Origin of the sequence: Xanthomonas sp. CPBF 426 (assembly GCF_903989465.1) — a bacterium.
GTDB classification, from domain to species: Bacteria; Pseudomonadota; Gammaproteobacteria; order Xanthomonadales; family Xanthomonadaceae; genus Xanthomonas; species Xanthomonas euroxanthea.
The window spans coordinates 644,930-661,308 of sequence record NZ_LR861805.1; the positions used below are offsets into that span (position 1 = coordinate 644,930).

The window sequence follows — 16,379 nt, forward strand, 5'->3', positions numbered from 1 at the left end:
TCATCCACTCCCGCTGCGCTTCTGGGACGCTGCCATATGTGGCGTTGGCGTCGCCGCTGGCCAGGCGTGCGGTCACCTGGCGGACCTGGCCGGCCATCTCGCGCACCACCCGCGCGCAGTGCCGGCCGCCATGCAGCTCCAGCTGGCGTGCAGCGTGTGCGGTTACGGGCGACCGGCCACGTTCACGCCTCGCCGCCAGCGCAACCGCGATAGTGGCGGCAGACTCGACTTGTGCCTGCGCCCATGCCCTCTCTTCGCGACCGCTTCCAGCGCTGGCCCCGGCCATGGCGCATCGCAGTGGTCGTGCTGGTGGCGCTGTATGCGCTGTATCTGCTGGCCGGCAACCTGTTTCTCAACACGCCGTTGTTCGATGCCGTCACCAATCGGCAGCCGCATAAATTCACCATGCAGACCGGCCCGGCACTGACGGTGTTTCCGGGGCAGGTGATGGCCTGGAACGTGCGCATGCGCGGGCAGGCCAACCGCACCGTGTACGTGTTTCATGCCGATCGCGCCAATGCGCGCGTGGCCTTGCTGGCACTGTTGCGACGCGAGGTACGCCTGCCGTGGTTGCACGCCACCGGGCTGAGCGCGGAGGTGGAAACCTCCGACACCCCGATTCCGCCACCGCCACGCGGCGACCAGGGCTGGACGCTGCGCTTCGATGCGATCACCAGCAACAGCATCCGCAGCGCGCGCCTGGGCAAGCTGCTGATCGCCGGGCAGGGCCATGGCAGCGTCGGCTTCCTCAAGCAGCTCAAGGGTGGCCCGTCGGAGCTGTTTCCCTCCGAGGCAGGCTTCAGCGATGCGGTGGTCAGCTATGACGGGGTGCAGGTGTTCAATGGCGCGCAGCTGGATGCGCAATTCCAGTTTCCGCGTCACTACCGCGATGAAGCGCCGGGCCTGCGCAAGCTCGGCATCACCCACGCGCGGCTGCAGCTGAAGGCCGCTACGGTGGCGTTGAAGATCGACACCGGTGCGCCGCATGTGGACATCCGCAGCGGGCCGTCGGCGGCGCGGGTGGAGGCCGACATCACGCTGGACCGCGGCACGCTGCAGGAAGGCAGCCATGCGGTCTGGCGCCTGCCGTTGATGGCCGGCGTCGGGGCGACCGACCGCGGCATGCTGGCGCTGCAGCTGGACGTGGCGCGCGACATCCGCGTGCAGGCACGGCTGCCACGCGACGCAAAGACGGGCAGCGAGCTGCAGGCCGATCTGCGCGTTGCCGGACGCAGCATCCCCTTCCAGGATCCTGCGCAGGTGCTGCCGCGCCTGTCCGGGCAGGTGCGTGGGCGCTGGCAGTTCGAATCGCTGAACTGGATTGCCGAGTTGTTCGTGCGCAAGCCCTGGTTCCAGCTCGAAGGCGGTGGCCTGGTCGAGGCCGATCTGCGCTTGGCGCAAGGCCGGCTCGCCAGCGGCAGCAGCCTGGAGATTCCGCGGGTGGAGGCAGTGGCGCAGGTGTTCGATACGCGGCTGGCCGGTGTCGCCAAGGCGCATGGACGCATCGACGATGCCGCCACGCCGCAGGCGCATCTGGACGTGAGCATCCCCATCTTCAAGGCCGCGTCGCGCGCTGCACCCAAACAGATCCTGCTGGACGGCCGCGATCTGCAGCTGGCCATGCATGGCGACGCCGAACTGGCGCGCCTGCGCGACACGCTCAAGGCGCAGCTGCGTTTCAGCGATGCACGCGTGCCCGATCTCACCGTCTACAACCGTTACCTGCCGGGCAACAACGTGCGCCTGCTCGGCGGCAGCGGCAGCCTGACCGGCGATGTGGCGCTCAATGCCGCCGGCGATGTGGGCAGCGGCCACGCCAACCTGCGCGGGCAGGGCGCGCATCTGGCGCTGGCCGGCGTGCAGATGCGCGGCGATGCCGAATTGCAGGCGCAGCTGCAGCGCGCCGATTTCAAGAACAAGTTCTTCGACCTCAGCGGCACGCGCGTGCGCCTGCGCAATATGCGGGTGGGCGAGGACAGCGCCGATGCCAACTGGTGGGGGCAGATGCAGGTCGGTGCCGGCACCATCCAGGCCAGCGCACCATTCCAGGTGGATGCCGACGCGGCGATCCGCATGCGCGATATCGCGCCGCTGCTGTCGGTGTTTGCGCAACGCGCCGACTACCCGCGTTGGGTATTGGGCTTGCTGGATTCGGGCGAACTCGACGCCACCGGCAGGGTGCGTTGGCGCAAGCAGCAACTGCTGATCGACGACCTGCATGCGGAGAATGCACGCCTGTCGCTGCGTGCGCGGCTGGCCTTGAATGACGAGCAGCGGCGCGGCGACCTGTATCTGCGCTGGGGCGTGCTGGGCGCCGGGATCGAACTCGATGGCAAGCAACGCCAATGGCACCTGGCCGGTGCACGCGAATGGTACGACGCGCAGCCGGGATTGCTGCCGGCGGTGTCGAAAGCGAAGTAAGCGGTTCCTTGTTTGAGGCTTGGGTAACGCGGCCAGATTTTTCGTCTTCGAAGAGGTAGTGCGCGCATTGCCGCGCGTGCAGGACATCGACTGCACACCGGGCAACCTGCCGGTGCCCAGCCGCACTCGCCGCTGCGCACCGCGCTCACGGTTTCCTTGGCACACTGCGTCATGCCGCGTGCGCGGTCTTCAGGAGCCTTGCCGTCATGACGATGCCTGTTCGCGCCCGCTGGCAAAGATTGCCCCGCCTGGTGCGTTGGCCGTTGCTGGCGTTACTGGTGGTGTACGCAAGCTATCTGCTGCTCGGCAACCTGTTGCTCAACACGCCACTCGGGCCGGCCGCGCTCAATCGCAAGCCGGACAGGTTCACCATGCACTGGGGCCCGGCAGTGACCTGGTGGCCAGGCCGGCTGACGCTGTGGAGGGTGGAGTTGCAAGGCCGCTCGGCACGCACCCGCTGGAACGTCAGCGCGCAGCGCATGAGCGGGCAGGTACAGCTGCTGCCGTTGCTGCACCGGCAGTTGCTGGTGCCGGAGGTGCATGCGCACGGGGTGCGTGGCGGCATGCAGGCGGCTGTGCCCACAGCCGGTACCGTGGCGATGCCAGCACCGGCGACAGCGCCGAATACGCCGGTGTTAGCTGCGGCGCTGGCTGACGCAGCCAGTATGACGACGCCAACGACCGCACAGGACAAGCCACCCACACGCACCACGGACGTCGCGGCGAGCACGCAGCCGCCCGCCCGCACGACCGGCGCATCCACCCGTGTGCCGCAATCCGCCGGGGGCGCCAAGACCGCTGGTGTACCCGCAGTTCCCGCATCCACCGCTCCGGTTTGGACCCTGCAATTCGACCGCATCGTCGCCGACCAGGTGCAGGCAGTGACGCTGCGGCAGCTGCAGATCGAAGGCGATGGTCAGTTGGAGCTGGGCCTGTTCAAGCAATTGCGCGGCGGGCCGATGGAACTGTTTCCCTCGCGGGCGCGCTTCGACAATGCACGGATGCGCTGGGGTGGTAGCGAGGTGCTGCGCAACGGGCAGCTGCGCATCGACGCCAGCATCGCGCGCCATGCGCCGGAGCAGGCGCGCGGGCTGGCGATGCTGCAGCTTGCCGATGCGCAGCTGACCGTGCATGGCGACACCGCAGCACTGGATGTCACACGCAATGCGCAAGGACGCCATACGCTCGCCATACGTGCCGGCAAGGGGCGTGCGGATGGGCAGTTGCGCTGGACGCGTGGCAGCCTGCAGCCCGGCAGCCAACTGCAATGGCGCGCACCGCTGCACGATGGCACGCGCACGCCGGCTGCCCTGCTGGGCGAGCTTGCAGCGCAACTGCAGGTGGATCAGGACATGCGTCTGCAAGTCAGCATGCCCGAGCCCGCCGATGCCGGGCTGACCCTGGATGCGGATCTTCGCGTGCAAGGCCGGCAACTGCCGCTGCAATCGATGCGCAGCCTGCTGCCGCGCACCTCCGGGCATGCGCGCCTGCATTGGCAACTGTCTTCGCTGAGCTGGATTCCGGCGCTGTTTCCCGATGTGGACTGGCTGACGCTGGAAGGCGAGGGCCTGGTGGATGCGGATCTGCGCATCGATCGCGGCCAGCTCGACGCCGGCAGCCGCCTGCAGGTGCCGCACGTGCAGGCGCATGTCGGCGTGATGGGGCATGCGATCGATGGCCAGGCCAGTGCCGATCTGCGTGTGAGCGCCGATGCGCGCGGACAGCTTCTGCCGGCACTTGCCTTGCAGATGCAGCAGTTCTCGATTGCGCACGACGAGGCGCCCACGCGTCCATTCGTGCAGGGCCGCGACCTGCGTCTGGAGCTGCAGACGCGTGCCGATGCGCGCAACCTGGCCACGTTGCGCGACGCCACGCGCGCGCACCTGCGGTTCGCCAATGCGCGCGTGCCGGATCTGCGTGCCTACAACCGCTATCTGCCGCAGCAGCAGTTGCGCTTCGATGGCGGCAACGGTGTATTGAGCGGCGATCTGCAGATCGAACCCGGCGGCCGCATCGGCAAGGGCGGCCTGCGGATCGGCGCACGTGCGGCGCGGCTGCAGTTTGCCGGCCTGGCACTGCGTGGCGATGTGGATGCGGACTTGCGCCTGCAGCGCGGCGATCTGCGTGCAGAAAACTTCCGCCTCGATGCCAGCACCATCCAGCTGCGCAATGTCGGATTCACCGGGCCCGATGGCCGGCGCCGCGATGGCTGGTGGGCGCGCATCGTGCTGGAAGACACCCGCATGCAATGGCGCCAGCCGGTCGGTGTGGATGGACGCGTGCGCATCCAGGTGCGTGACCTGGCATTCCTGATGTCGCTATACGCGCGCGACCGTTCGATTCCGAACTGGATGCTGCGGCTGGTGGATGCAGGCCAGGCGCAGGTGACCGGGCGTGTGCATTGGCAGGGTGAAACCGTCATCATCGACCGGCTGCAGGCACGCAACGAACGCTTCCAGGTGGATGCACGCCTGCGCTTGCAGGGCAGCCAGCGCAGCGGCAGCCTGCTCGCGCGCTGGGGCATGTTGAGCGCAGCGGTGGGGCTGCGCGGCCAGACCCCGCAATGGCATCTGCTGCGTGCACCGGAGTGGTATCAGGCCCAGCCCGATCTGCTGCGTTGAGGCTGCCGCGCGCCAACGCGACGTGAAGAAAAAAGCGCCAGTTCTGTACTGCCTGGTGTTGTTTTGCAGTGCAGCGTGCAAGTGGCGTTCGGGGCGCGCACTATGATCCTGCATCCCGACGTGGGGGAGGGAGCAAAGCCCGCTGGCAGTTCGCTGCAAGCGGGCTTTTTTATTGCCCGACGCCTGGCGAGTCAAGCCACCGCACCGCCGCTCGCCTGCCAGACGCCCAGCTGTCGAGGGTTGGCCAGGCCACTGCCGGCTCAGGCAGGGGCGCCAATTGCCCACACGTCGCCCAACCCGCGTGACGGATCGGCCGGTGGCTGCGGCTGCAGGCTCGGCCGGCTTCCGCTAGAATGAGATCAATTCTCATTTGTCGCCGGGCGCCTTGCCGTCCGGACCAGCCGTTCAGGAGGTCATCGTGTCGGTCACGCAAGGCGCGCTTCATCAACAGGTGGAGCGCCTGTACACCGACCACCACGGCTGGCTGCAGGGCTGGCTGCGGCGCAAGCTGGGCGATGCGTTCGTGGCTGCCGACCTGGCGCAGGACACCTTCATCAGCGTGATCAGCGCAGGGGCGGCCGACCAGATCCGCGAACCGCGCCCGTTCCTGGCCACCATCGCGCGCCGGCTGATGGCGCACCGGCAGCGGCGCAAATTGCTGGAAACCAGCTACCTGGAACTGCTGGCTGCGCTGCCGGAGGAATTGGCGCCGTCGCCGGAGCTGCAACTGCTGGCGCTGGAAGCGGTGCAGCAGGTGGACCAGGCGCTGGATGGCCTGCCGCCCAAGGTGAAGGAAGCCTTTTTGTTGGCGCATCTGCAGGAGCTGAGCTACGCGCAGATCGCGCAGCGGCTGGGCGTGTCCAGCAGCTCGGTCAAGCAATATCTCACGCGTGCCAACCGGCATTGCCTGTTCGCCCTGTCGGCGTGAGCCGCACGGATGGCTGATGCCGCCTCACGCCGCGCGCGCGCCGCCGATGACCAGCGAGCACCGCTGGCCGGCGGGCAACCGATCAGTGCGCAGGTCGCCGATCAGGCTGCCGAGTGGCTGACGGTGCTGATGTCCGGCACCGCGAGCCAGGCGCAGCTGCAGCGCTGGCAACAATGGCGCGATGCGCATCCGGACCATGCGCGGGCGTGGGCGCATATCGAGGCGGTGACCGGGCGGCTGAAGACGCTGACCCCGCAGGCGGCCTATCGCAGCCTGTCGCCGTATGCGGGCAGCAATGGCCAGGCATCGCCGGGCAGGCGCAAGGCGCTGAATCTGCTGCTGTGGGGCGGGGTGGCCGGAGCCACCGGCGTGCTGGCCTCGCGCACCGAACGCTGGCAGCGCGCCACCGCCGATTACGCCACTGCGACGGGGCAGCGCCGCGAGGTGCAGTTGCAGGATGGCAGCCGCATCACCCTCAACACCCGCAGCGCCATCGATGTGCGGTTCGACGCGCAGCAACGGCTGCTGCAGTTGCTGGCCGGCGAGATCATGGTGACCACTGCGCAGGCGCTTGGCGCGGGCCACGATGCGCGGCCGTTGCTGGTGCGCACCGCGCAGGGCGATATCCGCGCATTGGGCACGCGCTTTTGCGTGCGCCAGGACGAGCACGACACCCGGCTGAGCGTGCTGGAAAGCGCGGTGGAGGTGCGTCCGCGTGGGGCCGCGCAGGCCGTCGGGCGCGTGCAGGCGGGGGAACAGTGCCGTTTTACCGCCGACACGCTCGGCGCCATCGCGCCGGTCGATGTACAGGGCTCCGCCTGGGTGCGCGGGCAGCTGATTGCCGACGAGTGGCGCCTGGATGCGTTTGTCGCCGAACTGGGCCGTTATCGCTCCGGGCTGTTGCGCTGCGACCCGCTGGTAGGCGGCCTGCGCGTCTCCGGCGTGTTCCCGCTGGACGACACCGACCGCATCCTGGCGATGCTGCCCAACGTGCTGCCGGTGCGGGTGAGCCGGCGCAGCCGTTACTGGGTGACGGTGCAGGCGGCCGGGCATGGCTGAGGCGCCGCCAGCCGGCACGTCGCCAAAAAAGTGTGCACCCGGGCTGCCCGATCGCCGCCGTTGTGGCACCTCCCCAATGACGGTGTCAGTGCGACACCAAACCTTTGTGGGAACAGCATGTCGATCACTGCCCGCCGCCGCGGCCAACTTTCTTCTTCCTCGTCTCAGCGCAGCGCCGTGCAGCGCCCACTCGGCACGGCCGTGGCGCTTGCGCTGTGCAGCCTGGCACTGTGCGCCGGCATGCCCAACGCCATCGCCCAGACCGCGCCTGCCGCGCAGGATGCCCGCCAGGCGTATCGCATCCCCGCCGGCCCGTTGGCACCTGCACTGCGTGAACTGGCCGGTTCGGCCAACCTGTTGCTGAGCTTCACCGCCACGCAGACCGACGGCAGGACCACCGCCGGGCTGGAGGGCAGCTATACCGCACCGGCCGCCCTGGCTGCGCTGCTGGCCGGCAGCGGCCTGCAGGCTGTGCCGTTGCAGACCGGCGGCTACGTGCTGCGCGCCGCGCCGCAGCCCAGCGCGACCAGGAGCGAGGTGGATGCGTGGCTGCTGCCCACCGTCAAGGTGACCGCGCAGGCCAACCGCAGTGCGGCCACCAGCGGCACCGGCAGCTACACCGCGCGCGCGGTCAGCATCGGCCGTGGCGAGCAGTCGCTCAAGGACATCCCGCAATCGATCAGCGTGGTCACCCGCCAGTTGATGGACGAGCAGAACATCACCTCGGTCTACGACGCGCTGGCCAGCACCACCGGCATCACCATCGTGCAGAGCCCGCAGGGCGGCAAGTACATCTATTCGCGTGGGTTCGACATCACCACGGTGCAGTACGACGGCGTGCCACTCAATCGCGGCATGTACGGCCGGGCGAGCAACTACAGCGCCAACATGGGCATCTACGATCGCGCCGAAGTGCTGCGCGGTGCGGCCGGCCTGCTCCAGGGTGCGGGCAACCCCGGCGGTGCGGTGAACCTGGTGCGCAAGCGCCCGCTGGATGTGCCGGGCGTGAGCGTGATGGTGCAGGGCGGCAGCTGGGATCGCTACGGCGCGCTGATCGATGCCAGTGCCAACCTCAGCGCCGATGGCGCCTTGCGCGCGCGCGGGGTGATCGATTACCAGGACCAGCGCGCGTTCGTCGATGGGGTCACGCGCCGCACGCCTACCTATTACGGCACGCTCGATTACGCATTTTCGCCGCAGACCCAGCTCAGCCTGGGCGTGAGCTACGAACAAGTTGAAGGCCGGCCGTTCTTCGGTGGTCTGCCCAGTTTCAGCGATGGCCGCGATATCGGCCTGCCGCGCCAGACCAATCTGGGTGCGGCATGGAACCGGCAGTCCTCGTCCAATCGCGGGCTGTATCTGGACCTGGACCATCGCTTCACGGCCGATTGGGTGTTCAAGCTCAGTGCGGTGCAGGTGCGCGAGCTGCACGATCTGAAATACGCCAGCTCCAGCCGCGCGATCAATCCGGCCAACGGCACCGGCGCCTTGTTGGCGGCGCGCACCATTTCCGATGCGGATGCGTTCGGCTTCGATGCCAACGTGATCGGGCACTTCAATGCACTCGGGCGCAGGCATGAGGTGGTACTGGGCAGTAATTTTGCCGAGAACACGGTCGATACCGTTTACGGCAACAAGAACAACTTCCAGACCTTCAATGTGTTCGATCTGCAGCGCAACGTGCGGGCGATCAGCGACGAAGAAATCTTCGCCAATGCGCGCGAGGCCCGGCATGGCACCTCGCGCGAATTCGGCATGTATGGCGCATTGCGCTGGCAGCTGACCGATCCGTTGAGGGCCATCGTCGGCACCCGCGTGAGCTGGCACGACACCCGCTGGAACACCACCACCACCGGGCTGTCGCCATCGCAATCGATCGAGCACACCCGCGAGACCGGGCAGGTCACGCCGTACGCCGGCCTGTTGTACGCCTTGAGCCCGACCTGGTCGGCCTATGCCAGTTACGCGGACATCTTCCAGCCGCAGAACGCGCAGACCGAAGCCGGCGAGATGCTCAAGCCGATGACCGGGGCCAACTACGAGCTGGGCCTCAAGGGCGAGTGGCTGGATGGGCGCATCAATAGCGCGTTTGCGCTGTTCCAGATCGAGCAGAAAAACCGCGCCCAGGCCGACCTGAGCACCAGCCCCACCTGCCGCAACAACGATTTCTGCTACATCGACAGCGGCAAGGTGCGCAGCCGTGGCTTCGATGCCGAAGTCAGCGGCGAGGTGCTGCGCGACTGGAATGTGTTTGCCGGCTACACCTTCAACCGCACCACCTACCTGCAGGATGTCAGCAGCCAGGGCCAGACCTTCAACAGCTACACGCCCAAGCACTTGCTGCGGGTATGGACCACGTACCGGCTGCCGGGCGTGCTGCAGGATGTCACCGTCGGCGGCGGTGTCAGCGCGCAGAGCGCGGCGTACCGGCAGATCGGCACCGCCACTGCGCCGATCCAGGGGCGCGCGGTCTGGAACGCATTGGCGCGGTATCAGGTCAACCGGCAGTGGTCGGTGGCGGTCAATCTCAACAACGTGTTCGACAAGCACTACTACACCACCTTGTCGAGCTTCGTTAACGGGCGCTATTACGGCGAACCGCGCAATGTGATGGTGACCCTGCGCGGCGCGCTGTGATGCGTGCACGCGTGCTGCGGTGGTGCCTGGTGCGTGCCGGATGAAAGATGGCTTTCGTCAAAGCATGGCCTGGCTGCACACCTGGTGCGGCCTGAGCTGCGGCTGGCTGCTGTGCGCGATCTTCCTGACCGGCACGCTCAGCGTGTTTCGCGATCCGATCACCAGCTGGATGCAGGCCACACCGGCCCTGCCGAGCGCGCGCATGCACACGGTCCTGTCGGAAGACGCGCTGGTGCCGCGTGCACTGGCGCAACTGCGCCAGCTTGCGCCGCAGGCGCGCATGTGGCGGATCAGCCTGCCCACGCATCCGGGCGAGGCGCTCACGCTTATCTGGCGGACATCCGATGGCCAGGGCCAGGCAGCACTGGATCCCGGCAGCGGCGAGCTGCTGCCGTCTCCATGGGGCCGGCAGACCGAAGGCGGCCGGCATTTCATGAGCTTCCACTACACCTTGCACGGCGGCATTCCCGGCTATTGGCTGGTGGGTTGGGTGTCCATGTGCGGGCTGATCGCGCTGGTGTCCGGGGTGATCGTGCACAAGCGGATCTTTCTGGATGTCTTCACCTTCCGCCCGGGCAAGGGCCAGCGCTCGTGGCTGGACGCGCACAACGCCACGGCGGTGCTGACGCTGCCGTTCCTGCTGATGATCGTCTACACCGGCCTGGCGTATTTCGCCACCAGCTACATGCCTGGGCCATTGCAGGCGCTGTATGGCAGCGACGAGGCCGCGTACACGCGGTATGCCGATGCGCTGACGCCGGCAGCGCCTGCGGCCGGCGCAGGTGAAGTCGCGGCCAACGGCGTGCCCGCCTATTTGCCGGAACTGGTGCAGCGTGCAGCGGTGCGCAATGGTGCGGCTGCGCAGACACTGGTGATCGAGCGGCCCGATCGCCCTGACAGCAGGCTGCGTGTGATCGCGCGCGTGGCCGATACCGGCCGCTCGCGGCGCCTGCTCAATCCTGCCAACAGCGTGGTGTTCGATGCGAACAGCGGCGTGGTGCTGGAGCAGCATGCGGATGCCGCACGGACGGACATGCACGCACAGGACGTGGAAGAGGTCATCAAGACCCTGCACGTGGCCGGGTTCGGCGGCTGGACCAGCAAGTGGCTGTACTTCATCTGCGGCCTGGCCGGCACCTTGATGATGGCCACCGGCACGGTGCTGTTTTCGATCAAGCGGCGTCGGCGTAGCGAGCAGGAGTTCGGCGCGGCCACGGCCGGCATCTATCGGGTGGTGGAAGCGCTCAATGCCGCCGCGCTCGCAGGAACCGCGTTGGCCAGCATTGCGTATTTCTATGCCAACCGCCTGGTGCCGGCTGCGCAGGCCGCGCGCAGCCAGATCGAAATCCACGCATTCCTGTGGGTGTGGGCGGCCACGCTGCTGCATGCGCTGCTGCGCCGGCCCGCCCGTGCCTGGGTGGAACAACTGGCGATGACCGCGTTGCTGTGCCTGGGCTTGCCGCTGCTCAATGCGGTCACCACCGGACAGCACCTGGGTGTGTACCTGGCTGCGGGCGACCTGCAGCGCGCCGGGGTCGAGCTGGTCTCGCTGGTCTTCGGCATTGCATTTGCTTACGCGGCATATCGGGCGCACCGCAGCGCGGTGCGACCGGTGCCGACACGCGCCAGGCGCGGCGCCGCTGCTGTGATGGATGTGTTGTGAAGCGTTCTTCGAGCGCCGCGTCGGTGACTTGCTACCGCTGGTCGGTTGCCGGTCGCGTACTCGCTGCCAGCGTCGGCGGCTATGTGCTGACCTCCACCGGCTGCAGCGTGCTGGCGCAGCTGCTGTCGCGGTTTGCCGGCGTGTCGCCTGCGGTCTCGGTGCTGAGCACGACCTTGCTGAGTTTCGCCATCTACACGGTCGTCGTGCTGTGGATGTTTCGTGCGCGCAGTGCATTGCGCATGTGGGGCTGGCTGGGCGTGGGTATCGCTGCGCTGGGCGGTGCGAGCTGGTTGCTGGGACATCCGCCATGGATGGGCTGATCACCGCGCTGCTGGGCGCCGCGCTCTGCCATGCCGCAATGATGGCCCTGGCCGTGGCGATGCATCGCCATTACGAGCAGCTCACCGGCCGCCGCACTGCGCCGGTCATGCAGCGTTGGTTGCTGCGTGCGATGGCTGTCTGTCTGTTGATCGCCGCGCTGGTGCTGTGCGTGCTCGCTTGGGGCGGAGCGGTGGGCACCTTGTTGTGGCTGGGCTTTGTCAGCGTAGCCGCGCTGTGGGTGGCGCTGGGCCTGGCGTACGCGCCGCGCTGGAGTGCAGGGCTGGCAGTGCTGCTGGGCGGCGCGGCATGCGCAGTGATGGCTTGGCACGTGCTGTAGCTTGCTGTCGTTTGAAGACCACACACACCGACCATCTCGCCAGGTCCTTGCCCGTTCACCGTCGCGGGACCTTACGCGGCATGGATGCCGCGTAAGAGCCTACATGGACGTACTTGCGGCGTGTCCTGCGATGGTGGGCGGGCAAGGGCCCTGCAGCCAAGTCGCACATCAACTGCTCCGCAACTGAGCTATCCACACGCTGAGGCCCCTTCGGGGCACAACGCCTAAAAAAAGAGACATCGAACAAGCCGCCAAGGAGCCCGCAACCAGTAAGGACATCACGCCCGCTGACATGGCCGCGTGCTGATGGGACTACACGCAGCGCGGCGGTAGACCCGGTAGTTGCATTGCTGACCCTCGACACCGCTGGATCAACCGTAGACATATGCCGCCATCGCGCAGGGATGCCAGAATCGGCGCATGTCGCCGCCCATCATGTCCGTGTCTCCTGCGCTCACCGCCCTGATCGAGCGGGCCGTGGCGCGTGTTCGTCATGCCGTGCCGGCCGACCAGCCCTGGCCGGGCGATGACGTCGATCGGCAGCTCGCACAGGTTGCGCTCGCCAGCGAGTTCGCGCTCGATACCCTGGCGCGCCAGCCGGCGTTGCTGCAGCACCTGGCGCAGCCGGATCCACCGCCGTTGCCGCTGCCGGTGCTGGACCCCGCACAGCCCCAGGCCTGGCCAGCGCAGCTGCGGCGTTATCGCAGCGCCGAATCCACGCGCCTGGTCTGGCGCGATGTGCTCGGTCTGGACAGTGTCGATGCCACCCTGGCCGGTGCCACCCGCCTGGCCGAAACCTGCCTGCAATGTGGGCTGCAGGCATTGGAGCAGCAATTTCGCGACCGCCACGGCCAGGTGATTGCCGAAGACGGCAGTGTGCAGCGGCTGGTGGTGTTCGGGCTGGGCAAGCTTGGTGGGGGCGAGCTGAATTTTTCCTCGGATGTGGATCTGGTCTATGCGTATCCGCAGGGCGGCCAATCCGATGGTGCCCGTCCGCTGGCGGCGGAGGAATATTTCGCACGCCTGGGCCAGCAGCTGGCCAAGCTGCTCGACGAAACCACCGCCGATGGATTCAGCCATCGTGTGGATCTGCGCCTGCGTCCGTTCGGTACGGCCGGGCGGGTGGCCTTGTCGTTCACCGGCATGGACCAGTACTTCCAGCGCGAAGGGCGCGACTGGGAGCGCTATGCCTGGCTCAAGGCCCGCGCGGTGGCCGGCGATATCGATGCCGGCGAAGCCTGGCTGGAGACGCTACGCCCCTTCGTCTACCGGCGTTACCTGGACTTCACCGCGCTGGACGGCTTGCGCGAGATGAAGGCGGCGATCACTGCCGAAGTCGCCCGGCACGATCGCCTGGACGACATCAAGCGCGGGCCGGGCGGCATTCGCGAGATCGAGTTCCTGGCGCAATCGCTGCAGCTGATTCGCGGCGGACGCGAGCCGAGCCTGCGCGAGCGTCGCCTGCTGCCGGCCTTGCAGGCGTTGGTGGACGCAGGCCAGATCGATGCGGACAACGGGCGCGCATTGACCGAGGCGTATCGCTTCCTGCGCCGGCTGGAGAATCGTCTGCAGATGTTGCGCGATGCACAGACGCATGCCTTGCCGCAGGCGCCGCTGGATCGCGAACGCATCGCGCTGGGCCTGGGCCATGCGGATTGGCCGGCCTTGTTGCAGGCACTCGCTCCGCAACGCGCGCGCGTTGCCGCCGAATTTGCCGAGCTGCTGGCACCACGTGTCCGCACCAGCGCGCCCGATGCGCTTGCCGATTACTGGCGCGCCTTGCCCGAAGGCGATGCCGCACCGTTGGCCGGCATCGGCTTGCACGACCCGGGCGGCGCGCATCAGGTGCTGGCCGATTTTGCGCAGTCCTCCGGCGTGCGTGCGCTCTCCGATACCGCAAGCGCGCGCCTGGACCGTGTCATGCCTGCGCTGCTGCATGCGGCCACCCGCGCCAGCCAACCCGATGCCGCCGTGCGCCGCATGCTCGGCCTGTTGCAATCCACCTTGCGCCGCACCAGCTACCTGGCCCTGCTGGACGAACAGCCCAGCGCACTTGCACGCCTGGTCGATGTGCTCTCGCGCAGCGCCCTGCTGGCCGAGCGTCTGGCTGCACATCCGCTGTTGCTGGACGAATTGCTCGACACCCGCATCAGCGGCCCGCTGCCCGACCGCGATGCGTTGCAGGCTGCGTGCCTGGACACCTTGCAGATCGAGGACACCGAAGCGGCGCTGCGCGAACTCAACGAGCGCCGGCTCGCCTTGAGCTTCCGCATTGCACTGGCCACGCTCGATGGCCGCCAGCAGGCGGTGGACAGCACCGAGCAACTGGCCTGGCTGGCCGAAGCAGTGGTGCAGACGGTGCTGCAGCTGGCGCGCCGCGAACTGATCGCTGCGCACGGGCAGGTGCCGGGCGGGGCGTTCGCCATCATCGGCTACGGCAGCCTGGGTGGCCTGGAGCTGGGCTTCGGCTCGGACCTGGATCTGGTGTTTCTCTACGACCACCCGCGGCAGGTGGAGGCTTCCGATGGCAAGCGACCGTTGGACGCCGGGCGCTGGTTTGCGCGGCTGGCGCAGAAGGTGATGACCTTGCTGGCTGCCGAAACCGGCGCCGGCCGTCTCTACGAGATCGACGTGCGGCTGCGCCCGGACGGCGGCAAGGGCGCACTGGTGTCATCGCTGGCCAGTTACCGCGACTACCAGCGCGAGCGCGCCTGGACCTGGGAGCATCAGGCGCTGGTGCGCGCGCGTGCGGTGGCCGGCGATGCGGCGCTGTGCGAAGCGTTCGCGCAGGTGCGTGGCGACACGCTGACACGCGTGCGCGACACCGCAGCGCTGCACGAGGACGTGCGCAAGATGCGCGCGCGCATGCGCAGCGAGCTGGATCGCAGCGATGCGGGGCGACTGGATCTCAAGCAGGGCGCCGGCGGCCTGGTCGATCTGGAATTCGTCCTGCAGGCCGGCGTGCTCGGCCAGGCCGCACACCATCCCACGTTGCTGTTGGCCTGCGCCACGCCCGCCTTGATCGATGCGCTGGTGCAGGTGCAGTGGCTGCCGGCCGAGAGCGCAGCAGCGCTGCACCAGGCGCATGCCGCGCTGGTGGAAGCGGGCCTGAGTTGCACGCTGGATCGCCGGCCGCGGCTGATCGCACCGACCCCGGCCATCCAGCAGGCACGGCACAGCATCTTCACCACCGCGCACGCGCAAGGACTGGCGTTTCCGGCCGGCAAGGATGTGGCAGCGCCATCGCCTTGATCGGCCGGTATCCGGGCGTTGCGTTGCTTGCGCTATGAGGCGAGTGCGGCATGCAGAGCGGGTTGGCGAAGTGCAGCTGCGTTGGAATCGCATCCAATCACCGCGTCTGTTGTCTGCTTGATTGCCTGTACGCAGGCGCTGTGATCAGCCATGCGGCCGCGGCGCACTGCGCCACAGCAGCGCGCGGAACGGGCCGAGCAGGAACACGCCCATGCCCAGCTTCACCGCCAGATCGCCGGCCGCCCAGCTGATCCATGGCAGGCCGACACCGGCAAAGGCGATGCTCCAGAAGATCGCCGTATCCAGCGTGGCACTGCAGGTGGTGGCCACGATCGGCGCGCGCCACCAATTGCCACTGCGCAGCCGGTCGAACACGCTGATATCCAGCAACTGCGCTGCGATGAAGGCGGTGCAGGAGGCCGCTGCGATGCGCGGGGTGGCCAGCCACAGCGACAACGCCACCGCGAGCGCAAAGCCGCACCAGGCGACCTTGCGCGCCGCGCGTGGGCCGAAGCGGCGATTGATCAGGTTGCTCACCAGGAACGCCAGCGGATACGAGAACGCGCCCCAGGTCAGCCAGTCGTTGATTGGATATTGCACCAGGATGTTGGACAACAGCACCACCGCGCCCATGGCCGAGACCGCCCATGCCAACGCGCGCGCAGTGAGCGGGGTGAACGGCGTCGGCGGGTTGATCGGCATGGCGGTGTGGCAGTGACAGGGCAGCGCGGATTATCCGCGCGTTAGCGCATGCGGGCCAGTGTGCATCGGCCGTGCATGGCAAACACGGCGGCGTGCTGCCGGTGGAAACAGTGTCTTGGTCAGCGGATGGCGGCAAGCATGTGGAGTGATGCCGTGCGGATTGCTTGTGTTCGCGTGGCCGCGATGCCTTATCGATCCAGCGTGCTGCTGCGCTGCTGTTTGAGCGCATGCCGGCGTGCAGCACGCACATGCCTCCGAAGACATCGCCAATCCGCATGTACACCGTTGCCGCGGGCGGCGCGACCCGTAGCACGCTGGCAATTGCGTGCGTGCCAGGCATCGGTGCGCCAAGGCTCTGCAACTGCACGCGGCTGTGCGCGTCGGTGACGATCAACAAACCGTCGCGCAGGCAGTTCGGCAGGCTGCGGAAAATGCCTC

10 protein-coding genes are annotated in these 16,379 nt (G+C 67.8%); 9 read left to right on the plus strand and 1 reads right to left on the minus strand.

The genetic code is table 11. The annotated features are described in order from the left end of the window. Positions 1–243: 243 nt before the first annotated feature. The 9 genes from H7A87_RS02725 to glnE all read left to right on the plus strand — a co-directional run bounded on the left by H7A87_RS02725 (position 244) and on the right by glnE (position 15,239). Positions 244–2,421: a hypothetical protein gene (locus H7A87_RS02725; RefSeq protein WP_119129486.1), complete on the plus strand. Its 2,178-nt coding sequence runs from the start codon at positions 244–246 to the stop codon at positions 2,419–2,421. A gap of 206 nt (positions 2,422–2,627) precedes the next feature. Then, positions 2,628–5,042, plus strand: a complete 2,415-nt coding sequence (locus H7A87_RS02730; RefSeq protein ID WP_119129487.1) for a hypothetical protein — start codon at positions 2,628–2,630, stop codon at positions 5,040–5,042. A 418-nt stretch (positions 5,043–5,460) separates the two neighbouring features. Beyond that, positions 5,461–5,970 carry a sigma-70 family RNA polymerase sigma factor gene (locus H7A87_RS02735; RefSeq protein WP_104534532.1) on the plus strand — a complete coding sequence of 170 codons (510 nt, stop codon included), beginning with the start codon at positions 5,461–5,463 and terminating at the stop codon, positions 5,968–5,970. 9 nt (positions 5,971–5,979) lie between these two features. Next, positions 5,980–7,029: a FecR domain-containing protein gene (locus tag H7A87_RS02740; RefSeq protein WP_119129488.1), complete on the plus strand. Its 1,050-nt coding sequence runs from the start codon at positions 5,980–5,982 to the stop codon at positions 7,027–7,029. A 117-nt stretch (positions 7,030–7,146) separates the two neighbouring features. Continuing rightward, positions 7,147–9,666, plus strand: coding sequence for a TonB-dependent siderophore receptor (locus H7A87_RS02745; RefSeq protein ID WP_119129489.1), 2,520 nt, complete (start codon positions 7,147–7,149; stop codon positions 9,664–9,666). A gap of 64 nt (positions 9,667–9,730) precedes the next feature. Beyond that, positions 9,731–11,329: a PepSY-associated TM helix domain-containing protein gene (locus tag H7A87_RS02750; protein WP_232087912.1), complete on the plus strand. Its 1,599-nt coding sequence runs from the start codon at positions 9,731–9,733 to the stop codon at positions 11,327–11,329. Then, positions 11,326–11,649 carry a hypothetical protein gene (locus tag H7A87_RS02755; RefSeq protein WP_119129491.1) on the plus strand — a complete coding sequence of 108 codons (324 nt, stop codon included), beginning with the start codon at positions 11,326–11,328 and terminating at the stop codon, positions 11,647–11,649. The genes H7A87_RS02750 and H7A87_RS02755 overlap by 4 nt, the downstream gene beginning before the upstream one ends. Further along, positions 11,637–11,987 (plus strand): DUF3325 domain-containing protein, encoded by a 351-nt coding sequence (locus tag H7A87_RS02760; RefSeq protein ID WP_119129492.1) that lies wholly within the window; start codon positions 11,637–11,639, stop codon positions 11,985–11,987. Before H7A87_RS02755 ends, H7A87_RS02760 begins: the two co-directional genes overlap by 13 nt. 420 nt (positions 11,988–12,407) lie before the next feature. Continuing rightward, entirely contained in the window at positions 12,408–15,239 is a 2,832-nt protein-coding gene (glnE, locus tag H7A87_RS02765; protein WP_119129493.1) for a bifunctional [glutamate--ammonia ligase]-adenylyl-L-tyrosine phosphorylase/[glutamate--ammonia-ligase] adenylyltransferase, read from the plus strand. 144 nt (positions 15,240–15,383) lie between these two features. Here glnE and H7A87_RS02770 read toward each other — a convergent pair whose 3' ends face one another. Beyond that, a complete protein-coding gene (locus H7A87_RS02770) occupies positions 15,384–15,941 on the minus strand; it encodes a VUT family protein (protein ID WP_119129494.1) in 558 nt (185 codons plus the stop codon). Positions 15,942–16,379 lie beyond the last annotated feature (438 nt).